The 17,536-nt window shown below is 42.4% G+C and carries 21 protein-coding genes; 8 read left to right on the forward strand and 13 right to left on the reverse strand.

From position 1 onward, the window contains the following. Positions 1–50: 50 nt before the first annotated feature. On the reverse strand, positions 51–1,517 hold the full coding sequence (locus tag DK188_RS02275; RefSeq protein ID WP_111669154.1) for a glycine--tRNA ligase: 1,467 nt from the start codon (positions 1,515–1,517) through the stop codon (positions 51–53). Positions 1,518–1,728: 211 nt separating this feature from the next. Here DK188_RS02275 and DK188_RS02280 point away from each other — a divergent pair, with 211 nt between their 5' ends. After that, complete coding sequence (locus DK188_RS02280; protein WP_111669155.1) at positions 1,729–2,391, forward strand: outer membrane beta-barrel protein; 663 nt, start codon at positions 1,729–1,731, stop codon at positions 2,389–2,391. Beyond that, positions 2,388–3,026, forward strand: coding sequence for an outer membrane beta-barrel protein (locus DK188_RS02285; protein WP_111669156.1), 639 nt, complete (start codon positions 2,388–2,390; stop codon positions 3,024–3,026). Before DK188_RS02280 ends, DK188_RS02285 begins: the two co-directional genes overlap by 4 nt. Before the next feature lie 53 nt (positions 3,027–3,079). Here the strand turns inward: DK188_RS02285 and DK188_RS02290 are convergent, their stop codons facing one another. From DK188_RS02290 to DK188_RS02335, 10 genes are all read right to left on the reverse strand, one after another. Then, positions 3,080–3,517, reverse strand: coding sequence for an outer membrane insertion C- signal (locus DK188_RS02290; protein ID WP_111669157.1), 438 nt, complete (start codon positions 3,515–3,517; stop codon positions 3,080–3,082). Between the two features lie 53 nt (positions 3,518–3,570). Beyond that, the gene (locus tag DK188_RS02295; RefSeq protein WP_111669158.1) at positions 3,571–4,617 is read right to left on the reverse strand and encodes a Gfo/Idh/MocA family oxidoreductase; all 1,047 of its coding nucleotides are present in this window, start codon (positions 4,615–4,617) and stop codon (positions 3,571–3,573) included. Between the two features lie 12 nt (positions 4,618–4,629). Next, positions 4,630–5,256: a response regulator transcription factor gene (locus DK188_RS02300; RefSeq protein ID WP_111669159.1), complete on the reverse strand. Its 627-nt coding sequence runs from the start codon at positions 5,254–5,256 to the stop codon at positions 4,630–4,632. A gap of 64 nt (positions 5,257–5,320) precedes the next feature. Continuing rightward, complete coding sequence (locus tag DK188_RS02305) at positions 5,321–6,076, reverse strand: sensor histidine kinase (protein WP_111669160.1); 756 nt, start codon at positions 6,074–6,076, stop codon at positions 5,321–5,323. Continuing rightward, the gene (locus DK188_RS02310; RefSeq protein ID WP_157963146.1) at positions 6,069–6,785 is read right to left on the reverse strand and encodes a hypothetical protein; all 717 of its coding nucleotides are present in this window, start codon (positions 6,783–6,785) and stop codon (positions 6,069–6,071) included. Before DK188_RS02310 ends, DK188_RS02305 begins: the two co-directional genes overlap by 8 nt. 9 nt (positions 6,786–6,794) lie before the next feature. Then, a complete protein-coding gene (locus DK188_RS02315) occupies positions 6,795–7,157 on the reverse strand; it encodes a molecular chaperone DnaK (protein ID WP_111669162.1) in 363 nt (120 codons plus the stop codon). Between the two features lie 122 nt (positions 7,158–7,279). Next, on the reverse strand, positions 7,280–10,258 hold the full coding sequence (gene secDF / locus DK188_RS02320) for a protein translocase subunit SecDF (RefSeq protein ID WP_111669163.1): 2,979 nt from the start codon (positions 10,256–10,258) through the stop codon (positions 7,280–7,282). Between the two features lie 93 nt (positions 10,259–10,351). Continuing rightward, entirely contained in the window at positions 10,352–10,696 is a 345-nt protein-coding gene (locus tag DK188_RS02325) for a hypothetical protein (RefSeq protein WP_111669164.1), read from the reverse strand. 146 nt (positions 10,697–10,842) lie between these two features. Beyond that, the gene (gene udk, locus DK188_RS02330; RefSeq protein ID WP_111669165.1) at positions 10,843–11,463 is read right to left on the reverse strand and encodes a uridine kinase; all 621 of its coding nucleotides are present in this window, start codon (positions 11,461–11,463) and stop codon (positions 10,843–10,845) included. 21 nt (positions 11,464–11,484) lie between these two features. Further along, positions 11,485–12,078 carry a non-canonical purine NTP diphosphatase gene (locus tag DK188_RS02335; protein WP_111669381.1) on the reverse strand — a complete coding sequence of 198 codons (594 nt, stop codon included), beginning with the start codon at positions 12,076–12,078 and terminating at the stop codon, positions 11,485–11,487. Positions 12,079–12,257: 179 nt separating this feature from the next. Between DK188_RS02335 and DK188_RS02340 the strand changes: the two genes are divergently transcribed. Then, on the forward strand, positions 12,258–12,821 hold the full coding sequence (locus DK188_RS02340; RefSeq protein WP_111669166.1) for an LOG family protein: 564 nt from the start codon (positions 12,258–12,260) through the stop codon (positions 12,819–12,821). Positions 12,822–12,966: 145 nt separating this feature from the next. Continuing rightward, on the forward strand, positions 12,967–13,470 hold the full coding sequence (locus tag DK188_RS02345) for a hypothetical protein (RefSeq protein ID WP_111669167.1): 504 nt from the start codon (positions 12,967–12,969) through the stop codon (positions 13,468–13,470). 50 nt (positions 13,471–13,520) lie between these two features. On the opposite strand, the gene DK188_RS02350 is transcribed toward DK188_RS02345, so the two are convergent. Then, positions 13,521–14,252, reverse strand: a complete 732-nt coding sequence (locus tag DK188_RS02350) for an LOG family protein (protein WP_111669168.1) — start codon at positions 14,250–14,252, stop codon at positions 13,521–13,523. Between the two features lie 159 nt (positions 14,253–14,411). Here DK188_RS02350 and DK188_RS02355 point away from each other — a divergent pair, with 159 nt between their 5' ends. The 4 genes from DK188_RS02355 (at position 14,412) to DK188_RS02370 (ending at position 16,563) form a co-directional block, all read left to right on the forward strand. Continuing rightward, positions 14,412–14,996 (forward strand): YkgJ family cysteine cluster protein, encoded by a 585-nt coding sequence (locus tag DK188_RS02355; protein ID WP_111669169.1) that lies wholly within the window; start codon positions 14,412–14,414, stop codon positions 14,994–14,996. Positions 14,997–15,085: 89 nt separating this feature from the next. Further along, complete coding sequence (locus DK188_RS02360; protein WP_111669170.1) at positions 15,086–15,451, forward strand: phage holin family protein; 366 nt, start codon at positions 15,086–15,088, stop codon at positions 15,449–15,451. Further along, positions 15,444–15,824, forward strand: coding sequence for a hypothetical protein (locus DK188_RS02365; RefSeq protein WP_111669171.1), 381 nt, complete (start codon positions 15,444–15,446; stop codon positions 15,822–15,824). Before DK188_RS02360 ends, DK188_RS02365 begins: the two co-directional genes overlap by 8 nt. Next, a complete protein-coding gene (locus DK188_RS02370; RefSeq protein WP_232825640.1) occupies positions 15,772–16,563 on the forward strand; it encodes a phosphoglycerol geranylgeranyltransferase in 792 nt (263 codons plus the stop codon). The genes DK188_RS02365 and DK188_RS02370 overlap by 53 nt, the downstream gene beginning before the upstream one ends. On the opposite strand, the gene DK188_RS02375 is transcribed toward DK188_RS02370, so the two are convergent. Then, positions 16,546–17,475, reverse strand: a complete 930-nt coding sequence (locus tag DK188_RS02375) for an AraC family transcriptional regulator (protein WP_111669172.1) — start codon at positions 17,473–17,475, stop codon at positions 16,546–16,548. The two genes, DK188_RS02370 and DK188_RS02375, sit on opposite strands and share 18 nt — an antisense overlap. Between the last annotated feature and the right edge of the window lie 61 nt (positions 17,476–17,536).

A 17,536-nucleotide genomic window follows, 5' to 3' on the forward strand; every position in this document is an offset into this window, starting at 1 on the left:
TAATTCTGACGGCTTTTTTAATTCTGAAATCCGAAATCGCAATTCCGAAATCAAAGTTTTTCAAATATCCGTCTAAAGCTAGTCGCCTCAGCGATTCGGCCATGGAGTTCAGAGATGGCTACTCGCTCTTGCTCGGTGGTGTCTCGATGACGAATCGTGACGGTATTGTCTTCCAGGGTCTGATGATCCACGGCGATACAGAATGGCGTACCGATCAAATCCTGACGAGCATATCGCTTACCGATCGAAGCTGCATCTTCATAGATGACATTGAAGTCATACTTCAGCAATTCCATGATTTCTTTTCCTTTTTCAGGAAGACCGTCCTTTTTCACGATAGGTAGAATGGCAGCTTTTACCGGAGCGATGGCGGGATGGAACTTCAGATAGGTTCTGCTTTTGTCTTCCGAATTTTCCTCTGTATACGCGTTGCAAAGGGTCAATAAGAAGAGTCGATCCGCTCCGATCGAAGTCTCGATCACGTAAGGAATGTAATTCTGATTGATCTCCGGATCGAAGTATTGCTGTTTTTTGCGGGAGAATTCCTGGTGACTCTTTAGGTCAAAATCAGTTCTGGAGTGGATTCCTTCCACTTCTTTGAATCCAAAAGGGAATTCAAACTCGATGTCCATCGCTGCATTGGCGTAGTGAGCCAATTTTTCGTGGTCGTGCTTTTTAAGCTTTGCCGAAGGCGTACCCAAAGCCAAATGCCATTTCATCCGGGTTTCAGCCCAGTAGGCGTACCAGTCCATTTCCGTACCAGGGCGGATGAAAAACTGCATTTCCATTTGCTCAAATTCCCGCATTCTGAAAATGAACTGACGGGCGACTATTTCATTTCTGAAAGCTTTTCCGATTTGAGCGATACCGAAAGGAACTTTCATTCGGGCAGTTTTCTGCACGTTCAAAAAGTTCACAAAAATTCCCTGAGCAGTCTCTGGGCGTAAATAAATGGTGGAGGAATCTTCAGCCACTGAGCCCACTTGGGTGGAAAACATCAAATTGAATTGACGCACATCGGTCCAGTTGGAGGTGCCGCTGATCGGACATTTGATGCCTTCGTTTGTAATCAAGTCGCGAACTCCATCCAAATCTTCTGCTTCAAGGAGTCTAGCCAAAGCAGCTGTCAGAGACTTTCCTTTCTCCGCTTGACCTTCTTTTTCGAGTTTGGCGGCATGCTCTTCGACGAGTACATCGGCACGGTAGCGTTTTTTGCTGTCCTTGTTATCAATCATCGGATCGTTGAAGCTGTCGACGTGACCGGAAGCTTTCCAAGTGGTCGGATGCATAAAAATAGCAGCATCGATGCCTACGATATTATCCTGCACGCGGGTCATGGTTTCCCACCAGAGGCGCTTCAGGTTGTTTTTCAGTTCGACTCCGTAAGCTCCATAGTCATATACTGCCTGCAGACCGTCATAGATCTCTGAGCTTGGGTACACAAATCCATACTCTTTGGCATGGGAAATAATATCTTTCAGTTGGGCGTTTTCGCCGGGAGTTTCTGTCTTTGCCATAGGCCGCAAAAATAAGGAAACAAAATGATTTGAACTGACTTCTTCCTTGTTCTAATGGTCTACATTAAAGATTTTTCGCCCATATATGAATAAAAGAAGAAAACAAAATGATTCATTTTTGAACTGTGAGGATATTATTACTGAAAAAAACGATAACTAATTAAAAAGACTTCCGTTGATCTTTTTAAAATTTAACTAAACCCTCTACAAAATGAACAGAACCCTTTTACTCATTTTTCCACTATTGCTGCTGTCATTTAGCGGCTTTGCCCAATTACAAAAAGGGAATAAGATTTTCGGAGGGACGCTTAATTATTCTACTACAAATAGCGATATAAATGATACACAAGGAGTATTTAGTCAAACGAGTGAATCTAATAATTTCTATATCGGCCCAGTACTTGGGGTATTTTTTTCTGATCGAACAGTCGTTGGATTAGCATTCAATTTCTATTCATTTAATAATGAAACTACATTTCAAAATGGTGAACTTTACAACAATAAATCAAATCAATTTGGCTTTGGTCCATTTGTGAGACGCTATTTTCCTGTCAAAGAATGGGTTGCTTTTTATGGTCAGGCTGAATTGGGTTACAGTTCAGGGAAGATAAAACAGACCTATTCCTCTTTCCCTGACCAAAATTATGAGCGAAGTACAAGTGTTTTTAATTTTCGAGGAACTTTGGGCTTGGCATTTTTCCCAACCAACTGGATGAGTGTTGATTTATCTATGAATCCGCTTTCTTTTTCGCACTCAGTGAATAAAAATGAAGTGGGGTCAAGTTATCCGGACCAGAATTCCAATTCGTTTAATTTCAATCTCAGTAGTGAGTCATTTGGTATCGGCGCTCACTTTTTCCTGAATAAGAAATGAAAAAGTTATTGATATTGATTTTAGCAGTCGGCTTTTGGTCAGCAGAATCAAAAGCTCAAATGCAAAAAGGTTCATGGATGCTGGAAGGAAGTGCAGGATTGGAAAGAAGTAGAAGCTATTTCCCGGATACAGATGAAAAGTCAAATCCTGTCTCTGGTTTTACCCTTCATCCTAAAGCGGGCTATTTTGTAGCGGATAATCTTGCAATTGGATTATCTGGAATATTGGGAAGTTCATGGAGTAGAAATAAAGACTACGATCCAAATATCCCTTATAATTATAAAAAAGGGAATACTCTGAACTATGGGGGAGGTCTTTTTCTAAGGAAGTATTTCCCAATCAACGAAACCCTTTCTTTTTTTGGAGGAATTGAATCAGAGATCTTTTGGGTTAGGCAAAAGACAATAAGTAATGAACCAAGCGGAAAAATGATTGAAGTTCAGCAAAGAGCAATATCAGCAAACGGTACCCTCGGATTACAATACCTGATCAGTCCCAAACTTGGAGTTCATATGCAGACAAATCTTATTCAGTATGAAAAAACTAAGTTTTTACTGGAGGGAAACCGTTCTAGATCCGAATTCCGAGCTGGATTTCTGATTAATCCGCGCTTTGGATTTACCATTTTCTTATAAATGAAAAAGCCTCCGAGACTCGATCTCGGAGGCTTTTGAATGAAAATTGATTTTTACCTAAACGTATATTTTACCCCTATTCCACCTCGGAGATAGCTGCCATATTCGTCATAGAAAACCGGTGCTGCTTCGATAAGAAAGCCGAAGTTTTTGTTGTCAAAAGGTTTGATCAATACACCGACCGGGATAGCCAGGTAAACCTCATTGTAATCCCTGTCCCTGCGAGGGTGATAATGGTCAAAGAGGCCCAAGCCCAAGCCTACGTATCCGTTGACATCGGTTTTTTGCACAAAATTATAGGCACCGACGAGCTCCAGACCTACATTGCGACCGAGACCCAGTCGGCCTTCCCCAAAAAACTCCTTGTCTGGATCTGTCCCGACGGTGATGAAGGTTCTAGAACTTTGGAAATTGATCCCTACACTTACTTGAGCCTGCGAGATCGAAACAATCCCAAGAAATAGGATTGAGAAAAAGAATAGCTTTTTCATGCTAGTTTATCGTTGGTTAGGCCTCTAGAAAGACAAAGGCCAAGCCAAACCGGTTACCAGCCTCCTTCCTGTATCCAGATTTTACGGCCTTCCGCGGAACTTGTGAATGCAGCTTCGATGATTTTCAGTACGGATAGGGTTTGGGGCAAGGTCACCTGAAGCGGAGTTTGCTTCAGAATGGCATCAGCCACGTTTTGATAAAAAATCCTGTAATCACCATTTACACTCGGATAGGGAACAGTTTCATTCTCCAGAAAAAGTCTGCCCCACCGCTCTTCGGGCTCTACTCCCCAATGTTCACCTTCCGGTTTTAGTCCATCTTTGAAGGCTTGCTCCTGTACATCTAAAAAGAACTTTTGGTAGCTTCCTTTTTCACCTAAAAGCAAAAATTTGGGTGTCGGGACATTGACCAATACTCCTGCTGTCACCCGAGCTTTGAAGTCAGGATAGAAAAGCAAAATGTCAAAATAATCGTCTGCAATCGCATTTTTTCGCTGTTTCTGGATATCTGCAAAGATGGAATCGGGTTTTCCAAAAAGCAGTACCACCTGATCAAGGAGGTGGGATCCTAAGTCATAGGTGATGCCGTTTCCAGGCACGTTTTTCTCCCTCCAGTTTTCAGAGACCTGCGGTCTGAAGCGATCAAAATGAGATTCCAGGTAGACCAGATTTCCAAGGATTTGCTCTGCAACCAACTTTTGTAATGTGCGGAAATCTCCGTCGAATCTGCGGTTGTGAAAGACGCTACAGATAAGATTTTTTTCTTGGGCAATCTGCTCTAGCTCCTCCGCTTCGTACGAAAAGACTGTTACAGGTTTATCCACGACGACATGCTTTCCGGCAAGCAGACATTGCTTGGCCATCGGAAAGTGAAATTCATTGGGTGTTGTGATACAGATGAGATCTACAAAATCGTTCTCTAGTAGTTCATCGAGGCTTCGAAACGTCCGCACATTGGGGAATTTTTCCTCACATCGATTGCCGTTTCGCTCCACAACTGCCACGAAATCCAAGTCTGGACAGGCAGAGATCAAAGGAGCATGCATTTTTTCAGCTACCGAACCATAGCCAATCAGTCCGGTGCGAATGGGGGTAGTCATATCGATTTAAGTTTAGAGTTGCATTTCATTCACCTTTTTGAGCAATTCGACCCGGGAAGTGACTTGAAGCTTCAGGTGAATGTTTTTTCGGTGAGTCTCAATTGTCTGAATGCTTAAGCTTAGGGCATCAGCGATTTCTCGGTTGAGCATGCCGTCGCTGATCATCTTTAGGATTTGAGTTTCGCGGCGCGACAGGCGGTACTTTTCCCGGAACGCATCAAAAAAAGGCAGCAAATCCGCCTGTTGGATCACTCTATTGTAAGCCAAAAGATACCTCCCTTCATATACTTCATTGATAGTAAAGATCAATTCGTCAGGATCTGCATCTTTTAAGATAAAGGCTTCTGCGCCCAATTTGATGCATTCTTTGAATATCTTCTCGTCATCATACATGGATAGGACGATCACTTTTAGCTCGGGATGATGTTTTTTGCAATGCTTGATCACTCCGAATCCATCAATGATAGGCATATTGAGATCGGTCAATACGATATCAACTTCTTCTGTGTCGAGGTATTCAAGCAATTCTTTTCCGTTTGGAAAAAGTCCAGTTACCAAAAATCCCTCATGTTCTTCAATGAGCCCTTCCAGTCCTTTTGCAAATAATTTATGGTCATCGGCAAGCGCGATTCGGATCATAATACTAATGTGTAGTTAGGCAATAGGAGTGATTACTAAAGATTTGGAAGTTAACTAGGGAAATTCAAAATGGCAACTCCAATGTGATATGGGTTCCATTTCCGACTGCAGATGTCAGATAGAATTTTCCACCGATGGATTCCATTCGCTTTTTGAGGTTATACATCCCACTTCCTTGGGATTGGATTGTCGTGTCAAAACCCTTGCCGTCATCCTTGATCTCAATCTTCCTAAACGTGTCATGTTGACTTACCTGAATGGCAATTTTACTGGGCTGAGCGTGCTTGAGGGCGTTATTTAGTGATTCTTGAATGACTCGAATGAGGACCAGTTTTTGGTCTTTTTTCAGTTCTAGAAAAGAACCATCAGATTGAAATTGGACTTCACAAAGTCCTGTCCTTTGGATTTTGTCCAATTGCTGCTGAATAAAATCATCCAAAGAAACTGACTCGACCCAGTCCAGATTGAGGGATTTGGATAAGACACGAACTTCCTTGATGATTTGATTGATGTATTCTTTGCCTTCGGATTGTCTCTCTGGCTTGACAGAATGAAGACTGATTTTGGCCAGTGAAAGCAGCTGACCTATGTTATCATGTAGTTCACGACCGATATGCGTAAGGGTTTCCTGCTGGATTTCGTTTTCTACATAGAGCAGCGTCTTTTCGTGCTCGACTTTTATCTGATTAAGCTTTTCACGGCTTCTGACTTGCTGCTGACGATGAATAATGACCATTGCAACCACAAAAACTGACATGAGGAATGCAAAGAATATCCCGCCAAAGAGAATTAAAAGAAACTGACTTTCCTGCTCAGACATGGATGATTTCTACCTGGAATTTAGCTTTTAAAACTAAGGCATAAATACTTAAACAAAGAAGGAGGTTGCAAAGTATCGCCATGATTCTTGGGATTTCCCTGACCATCCAAAAGATATCCGGATGATTGGTATATAAATAGGTGAAGGAAATGTAAATCATGAACGAAGAGGAAAAATAAAATAAAATCGCAGTTGAAGCCCAAAAACTAAATTCTCTCAATGGATTCACTTCAAGAAATTCATCCATGGTAATCAATTCATAAAAATACAAGCCACAGCTGCATAGGATCAGGACAGTATTCAAAAAAGAAATGTACTCCCCTCCGTCATTGTAATGCGAAATTCCTTTGAGATGCAAAACAGTAGAAACAGAGAGAAAAAAAACGATAAATACGTTAATTGAAATCTGGTGATTTCTTTGCTTCAGGAAGCTTTTGATTAATAGAAGGAACAAAATCGTAGCAACATGTGAATTAAATAGATTGTAGACCCAAGAGTTACTTATTCCTTGAGAAACAATTAATCCACCCAGGTTTTCGTAGAAGGCGATCAGGACTACAATCCAAAGGGATAGTTTAATTGCCTTACTTTTTTTTTGCTCCTTTGGCAATAGAAAATATCCAAAAAGACCAAGTAAGGCAGTTCCAATTAACGCAATTGGATAGTAGTCCATTCTGCCAAAAAACGATTCTAGATTTAATTCTATCATTTTAGAATTTTACTGGCATGCAGGTGGGCAGATCTGTCCCCTATCGTAGTACGGTCCCGATGAATCCATTGACTGGTCTTTATCAGAGGAATCATAAATTGGAGAATAGACTATGCCCAGTCTGCCTACATACAGATCGGCCTGGTCACCATAGAATTCTTCGGCGACTTTTTGAGTGTATTCCGTAAAGTGAAACTTGATTCCTATTACGCCATCTTGGCCAAGAACCTCCAGTAGGTCCTCTTTGGTATAGGAAACCCAATTGGTCTGATTGTCAATGTCTTTATTTTTGTTCTTACCGGATTTTCCTTTTTTCACTTCCTGATCATACTTCGCTTTCATTTGTTCGAAGTCCGCCTTGCTGATTTCCATACTAGAGTTAAGTTTTTTAGAGGTTTTAATATTGCAAAAGATACTGGTTTTTGTCCAATCTGCGCAATGAAAAAAGGAGCGAGATAACTCCCGCTCCTTTAAATTATTGTTTAGATTTTAACTTAGACTACTTTCTTCACCTCTTTAGGCGCTGGGTTGCCTTCATTCTCGATTTCTCGCTTCATCAAATCCACCACAATAGGCGTAGCTATGTAGATGGAAGAATAAGTACCTACTGCGATACCAACGAAAAGTGCAAAAGAGAAACCTCTCAATACCTCTCCACCAAAGAATAGAAGCACAATCACCACAATCAAGGTCGTGAAAGATGTGATCAAGGTTCTGCCCAAGGTCTGATTGATCGAATCGTTGAAAACTTTCACCAGCTTGTTGGTTCCCCTGTTTTCGATGTTTTCCCGAATACGGTCAAATACAATCACGGTATCGTTGATCGAATAACCGATAACTGTAAGCACCGCAGCGATGAACACCTGATCGATCTCAAATGTAGCTCCAAATACGCTTGCGATCGCGAATGCTGCAATCACGAAAAGCGTATCATGAACCAACGCTACAATAGAAGCAAGGGAGAATTGCCACTTACGGAATCTAAGTAAGATGTAGAGGAAGATGGCAATCAGGGCCACGATCATTGCTTCAGCTGAGGAGGCTTTGATGTCGTCTGCTACAGTTGCTCCCACTTTGGAGGAGCCTGTAATGGAGAACTGACCATCGGTGATTTGCTCGGCATTTTCAACATAAGTAAATCCTGTAACTGCAGCAATACCTTCTTTCACTTTGGCTTCGACTTCCTTGTTGGAGGCATCGTCGTCTTCATTGATCAGATAGGAAGTGGTGACTTTCAGTGTATTATTTGATCCGTAAGTCTTCACTTCTACCGAACCGTCAAATTCACCATCCAAACCTGTCTTCAGATCAGAGGAAACGACAGGTTCGTTGAATGCAACGATGTAGGATCGTCCACCGGTGAAGTCTACACCGAATTTCAATCCATTGATAGCAGCTATTCCAAGACCAACTACGATAATTGAAGTAGAGATCAAGTAGGCCACTTTCCTTTTGCCCATGAAGTCGATGTTCAGACCGGAAAGTGCATTTTTGGCAAATGGAGCAGTGAAGTTAATGTTACTCTTGTCGCCTTTGGAAGTCATCCAAGACACGATCACCCGGGTGATGAATACTGAGGAGAAGAACGAGCAGGCGATACCGATCATCAATACGATAGCGAAACCTTTGACAGGGCCTTGACCCAAAGCATAAAGAATCGCTCCAGTAAGGAATGTAGTCACGTTGCCATCCAGGATCGCTGAGAAGGCTTTGCTGTATCCAGCATTTATAGCAGCCATCAGACCGACACCATTCCGAAGTTCTTCTTTGATTCGTTCAAAAATCAACACGTTGGCATCGATCGACATACCAATGGTCAATACTATACCTGCGATACCAGGCAAAGTCAACGCTGTTCCCAGCTGAGCGAGGATTCCAAGGATAAAGAAGATGTTGAAGACCAATGCTGCGATGGCAACCAATCCACCTTTGGCATAGTATGCCACCATGAAAAGTACTACGAGCGTGAGACCAGCGATCATGGAGAATACACCTTGGTTTTGTGCTTCCTTACCCAAAGTAGGGCCGATGATGCTTTCCTCCACGATTTGGGTAGGAGCAGGAAGTGAACCTGACTTTAGGATATTAGCCAAATCCTGGGCTTCCTGAAGGGTAAAGTTTCCGGCAATCTCTGATTGTCCACTAGGAATTTCACCGTTTACGACTGGTGCTGTGTAAACATAGTCATCGAGTACGACAGCGATTCTTCTACCGACATTCTGACCGGTTAGGTTTCTCCACTTTCTTGCCCCGTCTGCATTCATTTGCATGGATACAGCTGGACGAGAAGTCTGATCCAAGGTCTGTCTGGCGTCTGTCACCACATCACCTTCCAACGGAGCTTGATCTGAGCCACGGACGGTTTTGATGGCATAAAGTTCCAAAAGCTCTGCACCGCTTCCATCTGTAGCCTGGGTAGGTTTTACGCCCCAGAGTAGCTTAAGATCTCTCGGTAAGAAGGACTTGTAACGCTCATTTTTAATAATCCTATTGATGGTGATGGTGTCACGCACGTCATATACCAGGCCATAGTTGGCTTTCATCAAGCTAATCAGCGGAGATACGTTGGCAGCGTTGTTGATTGGGTCAAGTTGCTCCAATTGCTTTTCCAGTGCGTTTCTCAGAGAATCCTCAGAAGAAAGTTCTTCTGATGAAGTCGTATCTGCTGCTGTTGGATTTGCTTTTTGATCTGCTACCCAGGTGGAATTGATTGTTTCGATAGCTCCACCGTATTCGTTAAGCTCCAATACTTCCCAGAATTGTAGTTTGGCAACACCCTGGAGCATGTTTCTCACTCGCTCCTGATTGTCCACTCCCGGAAGTTCGATTTGGATTCTGCCAGTTCCTGCGATTCGCTGAATGTTTGGCTGAGAGGTCCCAAATCGGTCAATACGCGTTCTGAGGATATTGAAGGATCTACCGATGGCGTTTTCAACTTCCGTATCGATGATGTCGAGGATTTCAGAATCGGAGGATTCGAGAGAGATTCGGCCTCTGTTGGCAGCTGTAGCGAAAATGCTGCTTAGGTTTTTTCCGGGATTGTTTCTCTGCCAAGCTGCATAGAATAAGTCCACAAACTTCGAGTTTGAAGTTTTTGCTTCTTCTCTTGCCTCAGCCACGGATTTGTTGAATCCTTCATCCTTTGGATTACCGGCAAGTCCTTTGACAATTTCTACTGGAGAAACTTCCAAGGTCACATGCATCCCGCCCTGAAGGTCAAGACCAAGTCCTAATTCGGTTTCTTTGATTTCCTGATACGTGAAGTCACCGCCCAGAAAGCTGTAGACAGGTTCCCTCCACACTGAGTCGAGGTAGGCCCTTTTTTTGGCAAAATCGATATTGCCAGAGGCGTCCGTTGCATAAGCTTCTGCTTTTTGCTGGATTCCATTTGATACGAATGTGAATGACAGATAGTACAGACATAATGCTGTAACAATCACCGTCAAGAACACAATGATACCTTTGTTTTGCATGATAAATGAATAGTTAAATTGATTAGGAAATACAAGTGAAGACCAAACCTATAGTGGTTTGGCGTTGGTAATTATCCAGTAAAAAAATGGTGATCAGGGGCCCTTGGTAGAGATAATCCTAGTGAAAAGGATCTCTACCAGCTGATTGGGTATAAAAGCTGAAACTGCCTGAAGGCTAGGGATTTTCAGTTCAAAACTGAAAATCTGATAAATTAAATAGAGAACTGTATCGGCCACATGAAGCACGAAAGGCACTACTGCATCTACCGCTACACTGATAAAAGTCTGGTCTGGATTCTCAGATGATTGCTCTGATTTGCTCGCCGCACCATCCTGAGGCACATATTCCACACTGGAGATAAACAGGCAGAACAGCAATGCCATCAACAGCGTAAATCGCTGCTGAAAGAGACTGTTATGGATGATCCTGTTTTTCACTTGTTTACTTTTTGGAATTCAGTGCTTTTTGAAATGGGACTTGAGTCGGGTTTAACGTGAGACCATGGTCTCTCGAGAACTCGCTTCATGCGGGGCAAATATAGACAATATTTGAAAATCAAACTTTTTAGGCTGGGATTTTTGAGTTATCGTCCCGATTTAGCCCGCAAATAATTGCGGATGACATCCAGAGCCATGTCAAAACTGGAATTATTGGGAACTATTAAGTCTGCTTCATTTTTGAAAGGAGCAATGTACTTTTCATAGGTCGGCATCACGTGCATTTCATACCGATAGAGTACATCGTCTAGGTCATAGCCCCGTTCGATTTTATCTCTAATGATCCGACGCTTTAGTTTGATGTGATCTTTGGCATCAATAAAAATCTTCAAGTCAAGCAGATCAGTCAATTCCGGATAATAGAGTACAAAAATCCCCTCCACTACAACCACTGGGGCTGCGGAGAAGGTTAACATCTTCGGGGTTTTAGCGGCGTTGTTGAAGGTATATTCTTCTCTGTAGACAGTTTCACCATCCTGGATTTTGCGAATATCAGCTGCGTACTGCTCGAAGTCAATACTGTGAGGTGTATCAAAATTGTACACCCCCTGAGCATCTATCGGCTGCTGATGGCGAGGTTTGTAATAGTTGTCCTGAGAAATGAGACAGACTTCTCCGGGATCAAAACTGCTAAGGAGTCGTTCTAAAAACAATGTTTTGCCTGAGGCCGAACCTCCCGTGATCCCGACGATGAATGGTTTTTTCATTGCTGCCAAAGTTAATTCATTTTAAGCTTTATCTCCGATATTTCTGTTTCTCAGAAAGGAAATCAAAGCTTTGACGGCTTTCCCTCGATGACTGATTTCATTTTTTTCCACTAGGCTCAATTCAGCAAAAGTTCTGTCAAATCCATTGGGTCTGAAGACGGGGTCATATCCAAATCCACCCGAACCGACTTTTTCCCCCAAAATCTCACCCGAAGCTACTCCTTCAAAGGCGTACTCTCTATCCTCTAGGATTAAGGCAATGACTGTACGGAATCGTGCCTTTCGATCACTTATGCCGCTCATTTTGTCTAAAAGTAGCGCGATGTTTCGCTCGTCACTTCTAGGTTCACCGGCGAATCGTCCGGAATAAACCCCCGGTGCACCGTCCAGGGCATCCACTTCCAATCCAGTGTCATCTGCAAAGCAGTCTACCCCAAAATTTGATTTGACATACCGGGCTTTTTGAAATGCATTGTGGTCAAGCGTATCTCCTGTCTCTGGGAGTTCTTCGAAGCATCCGATATCTTGAAGGGAGACGATTTCAAATTCAGAACCCAAAGCGGCTTTTACTTCCTCTATTTTTTTTAGATTATTAGTGGCGAAGCAGATTTTCATGGAGGGTGGATTTTGGTTAGCAGTGACATCCAATCACAAAGGTCGGCCAGAAAATTGAAAATTGATCCAAAATTATATTTCTGTGAATTATTCAACAATTTCTTATTTCTGGGTGGATTAAGGCTTCCATGACTGATGTGTCATAGGAGTCGTGAGCCAAAATCCATTATTTTCGGGGTATGAAGAAAATCACAATCTACTGCGGATCAAAAAAGGGAAACAGCACTGTCTATGAAGCAGGAGCTAGAGCATTGGTTATGGAGATGATTCGTCGGGAGCTTTCTTTGGTGTACGGGGCAGGAAGAGTAGGCTTGATGGGAGTCATTGCAGATGAAATGCTGGCCGCTGGTAAGGAGGTACTAGGTATCATTCCGCAGAAATTGGTGGATCGGGAAGTGGCACACACCGGATGTACTGAGCTGATCATAGTTGAGACCATGCGGGATAGAAAATGGCTGATGGCGGAGCGTGGGGATGGATTTATCGCGATGCCCGGAGGAATAGGTACTTTGGAGGAACTCTTTGAAGTTATGACACTCAATCAGCTGCATTACATCCAAAAGCCTCTTGCTCTATATAATGTCAACGGATATTACGACAAGCTCATTGATTTTTTGAATCACGCCATGGGGGAAGGTTTTCTCTATCCCGAGCAGGAAGAAATGCTCATTGTCTCTGATGATCCTGTGGACTTGCTGGATCAAATGTCAGCCTACCAAGCAAAAAGACCGGCGGACTGGTAAAAAAAATTAAGGTACAATTAGCCTTTCTATTCGGCCTAATGGTCTAATTCATTAGGGTTTAGTGTTTAGTTTTTCTTTGAATTCGATCTGTATTTTCGAATTTAAAAAAGATAAATTGTACTTTTGCCAGAACCCTGATGCATACATGATAGATAAGCTTTTTCCGCTGGACAAAAATTACATTCTCAGACAAGCGCAGTTTGTTCTGGAGGAGGAATTGATAGATCAGATGATCTATGAGCTCAAGCGGTCTTATACATACATGTACAATCCACTTCGATTGATGGATCAAACCTACGCCTTGATTCTGGATACCTTTGATTTTCCAAAAGACCGGGTGCAACTGATTTATCGACAACTTTGTGGAATTTATCGGTTCAAAAACCGGGACAACCAACTGGAATTGTTATTCGACGGGCGTTCACACTTTGACAAATTCAAGGAAGAGTGGGAGGCAGGATTTATATCTTGGATAAAGGAACTGGGCCAGCACGAACAGTATGTAAAAACCATGCTCCGAATGACCCTACTCTATGATACTGAAACCCGTGCCGAGTGGGCAGAGAACCACTGCAAGGCATTCATCAATCAGTATTTTGAACTTAAAGTAGTCAAAAGGCAAGGAGAACTCCGGCTCAAGGTCGGATAAAGAGATAAAGCAAAAACCACCGCAAAAGGTGGTTTTTGCTTTTCGATCCATCAGAAATTGGGACTGAGTAGATACTTACTATAAAATTCATCGATCACCCGTACCGCTTCGGTGGCGTCATCTACAACACAGAACAGATCCAGATCCTCTTCTTTGATGTAGTTGTTTTCTGCCAAAAGCGTCTTTTTGATCCAGTCTACCAGACCTTCCCAATATGATTTTCCAACAAGTACAATGGGGAACCTGCCGATTTTATTGGTCTGGATCAAAGTCAGCGCTTCAAAGAATTCATCCAGCGTACCAAATCCTCCCGGTAAAACTACAAATCCCTGTGCATAGCGCATGAACATGACCTTTCTCACGAAAAAATAGTCGAAGGTTAATAGTTTGTCCCGATCGATATAGATGTTGTTGAACTGTTCAAAAGGTAGGACAATATTCAGCCCAACAGATTTGCCTCCTTCTGAATAGGCTCCTTTGTTGCCCGCTTCCATAATACCAGGTCCTCCTCCAGTGATCACCCCATATCCATGACGGACGAGCTTTGCGGCGATTTCTTCAGCCATTTTGTAATATTCATGATCCCTCGGAGTCCTTGCGGAGCCGAAGATAGATACACAGGGACCGATCTTTGCCAGTTTTTCATATCCCTCGACAAATTCTGACATGATTTTAAAAATTGCCCAGGAATCCTCGCTTCTGATTTCACTCCAATCCCTTTCTTTGAAGGCTTTCCTGATTCGTTCCTCTGCGTCGTTTTGTTCCAAGTTGCTCATGTTCATTTTGATTTTGCTTTCAAAAAAACGATTCTCCTAGGGAAAAGGTGGTGAAATACCAAGGCGTAATTTCAAGTCCCTGATAGTCAGTGAGAAAAAATGACCTCAACATGGATATTTATGGGCAATACTTAAGCTACTTTTGCCGACAGAATCAACTGAAGTATGAACTTATTAGAAAAGTCCCAAGCGGTCCGAAAACTCTTTCTGGAACTCGATGAAGAATCGAAACAATTTCATGCAGAGTCGGGAATGAGTTGTATTTCAGGTTGTGGATTTTGTTGTGCCAATCCGGATGTTCCAGCATATCCCTTGGAATTTTTACCCCTTGCTTTTGATTTATATGAGAAGGGAATCGCTGAAGATATCGCAAATCAGCTTTCACTGCAGGATCAACTGGGCAATTGTATCGTTTACCGATCCCAAAAGACAGATCCTACCAAAGGTTTCTGCGGAAACTATGCCAATAGAGGGCTGATCTGCAGGCTCTTTGGTTCCTCCGCACGCAAGACAAAATATGGACAGAAGGATCTGATTACTTGCAAGATCCTGAAAACTGAAAAAAAGGAAGCCTATGAGCTTACCGTCACGCGGATCAATTCAGATTTGGAGATTCCGATGGCTACTGCCTATTATACCCAGCTGGCTGATATCGATGAATCTTTGGCCAATCAGTATCCTGTCAATCAAGCTATTCTGATGGTTTTGGAGTTGGTTTTGAGGTTCAAGTTTTATGAGAGTGCCGAGTAAAGGGAGGCTTCCTTATTTTTTTGGGGCTTAGTTTTCCAGTATATTCGGTCAAAAGTAACTGAAGCCAGGGTCTTAAAATCCCCACTATTATGTTGAAAATTCCCGAAATGATCCAAACTATCAAGAGTCTTATCGAAACTCGGGTAAGCTTGGTCAAGCAAGAAATACAGGATGAATTCGTTGGGATTCTGTCCCGAATAATTCTGCTGACTGTAATCGGAAGTATGTTGTTGTTGGTATTTTTATTTTTGTCGTTGTCACTGGCATTTTTCCTGAGTCAAGTCACCAAGAGCCCTTATATGGGATTTCTTTTAGTTGCCCTTGCTTACTTTTTGGTTGTATTGTTGATGGTACTCACGCGGGATTCACTTCAGCTTCAAAAAAGAACTGAGGATTTGTTGAAGAATTTCATTTTTCAAATCAAAAAGAAAAAAGAAGAAAATAACGATGAGTAAGGACCTGGAAAAAAAATCAGAGGAATTGGAGCAGACGCTTGCCAAGCAAATGGAAATGCTGAAAAAAGATTCAGAAGAATGGCTCAAAGTAGGTGCTGTAGTGGCTGTGGGTGCACTGTTGACATATGGTATTCTTAAAGCCACAAGCAAGAAAAAAGATAAGACTACCGATAAGGCCCTGGAGGTTTTGGAAAAAGAAGGCCTCCTCAATGAGGAGATCAAACAGCGACTTACCAAACCAAAAAAATCAACGTTTTGGCCTGCGCTTACCCAGCGCTTGTTGATTCTGGGTCTTGCCTTGGCTAAAGACAAAATATACAATGAAATCTTTGCGCCAGCAGAAGATGCTAAGCCGGGTGAAAAAAGTAAGTAGACTGCTCAAAAATCTAGCTAAAAGCCGACGAAAGGGGATTGCTTGGCTGGTTGATCCTGAAAAAGAGATCGATTTGAATCAGTTTTATTGGATCAAAAATTCCGGACTTGATTTGATTTTGGTAGGAGGCAGTAGCTTGGTAGGTGGAAATTTTGATCGAATCATCCAATCCCTAAAAAAGATAGCAGGAAGCATCCCAATTTGTATTTTCCCCGGTTCTCATCTTCAGTTTTCCCATTCTGCAGATGCTATATTGTTTTTGACGCTCATTTCCGGGCGTAATCCAGAGTATTTGATTTCCCATCAGGTGCAGGCTGCGCTAACAGTGCAGCAGTCCAAACTGGAAGTACTACCTACTGGATACATTCTGGTCAACAATGGGGAGCTACTAAGCGTCCATGCCGTGAGCCAGACTTTACCTCTTTCCAATGAGGATCCGGAATATGTGAAGGCGACTGCTTTGGCGGGTAAATTTATGGGGATGCGATTTTTTTACCTGGATGCAGGAAGCGGAGCTCAGGCACCGGTAAGTGCTCAGGTCATTTCGGCGGTGAAAAATGCCCTAAAACTCCCCGTGATAGTGGGTGGAGGATTGTCAGATTCCCAGCAAGTAAGGGCAGCATTTGAGGCGGGTGCAGACTTGATAGTTTTAGGCAACGCCATAGAAAAAGACCCCGGATTTTTGTCCGAGGTCTTGGATATCAAGGATGCCTATAATCACTCATTGAACATTAATTAGCGACTCTCTTCTGCGCATTTTGCCTGCAGGGACGCCATACATCATTTTGAATCGACGGCAGAAATAGGCCGTGTCTTTGTAGCCAACTTCTTTACCGATATCCCGGATCGATTTTTTGGAAGTTCTCAGTAAGACCACAGCGGCTTCCATTCGTTGGTATTCGATGTAGTCTTGCGGATTGATTCCGGTTAGCATTTTGAAATATTGCCCTACATAGTCTTCGGATACATTGGCGATTTTTGCCAATACTTTATTGGAAAGATCACCTCCGATATTTGCTTTGATAAAATTGAAAAGGTCAATCAATCGAGGATCTTTGAAATAAGTCGAATTCGTTGATAGCTCCTCAGTGAAGAGTCTGTTTTTAAGAATATGCCGCAAAAGTTCAATGACCAATACCTCAGTTTGAGCTTTTAAGGAGCGTTCTTTTCCCACGTTTGAAACTTCTAACTCCTTCATGATATCTTCCACAAGTGTGGCGATTCGGTCATTGAATCGGATGATAAAAGGAGGGATATCCAGCGAATTGAAAAAATTAACCACATCAAATACTTTGGATTCAAACTGGATCACGGAGATGCAATCCTCCTCTGTGGATTTGATTTCTTTTATGCTGAGACTTTGCAGGAATTTTCGTTTGCTTTCTTGGAATTGCTCTATATCCAACTCATTTTTTTTGGTCCCGGTGCCAAAGGTGAGTTGTGTTTTTTGTCCTTTTGGAAGAAATAGCACTTCACCCTCATTGACGATCTCCTGATCTTCCCCAAATTTTAAAGTTCCATGGTGCAGCAAAATCATGCTGTTTTCATTTTCTTCATAGTTTGAAACCGTAGCAGGCTTTTCAATCTTGAAGTTGTTTCCTTTCAAAAATCGGACGTGTACCGATTCAATGACTTTGTTGTAATAATCCATGGCGGGGTAAATTGTGGTAGGAGACAAAAATATAATTTTTCCAAAGGAGAAACAGGAATAT

The sequence above is a fragment of the Algoriphagus litoralis genome (assembly GCF_003259255.1).
GTDB classification, from domain to species: Bacteria; Bacteroidota; Bacteroidia; order Cytophagales; family Cyclobacteriaceae; genus Algoriphagus; species Algoriphagus litoralis.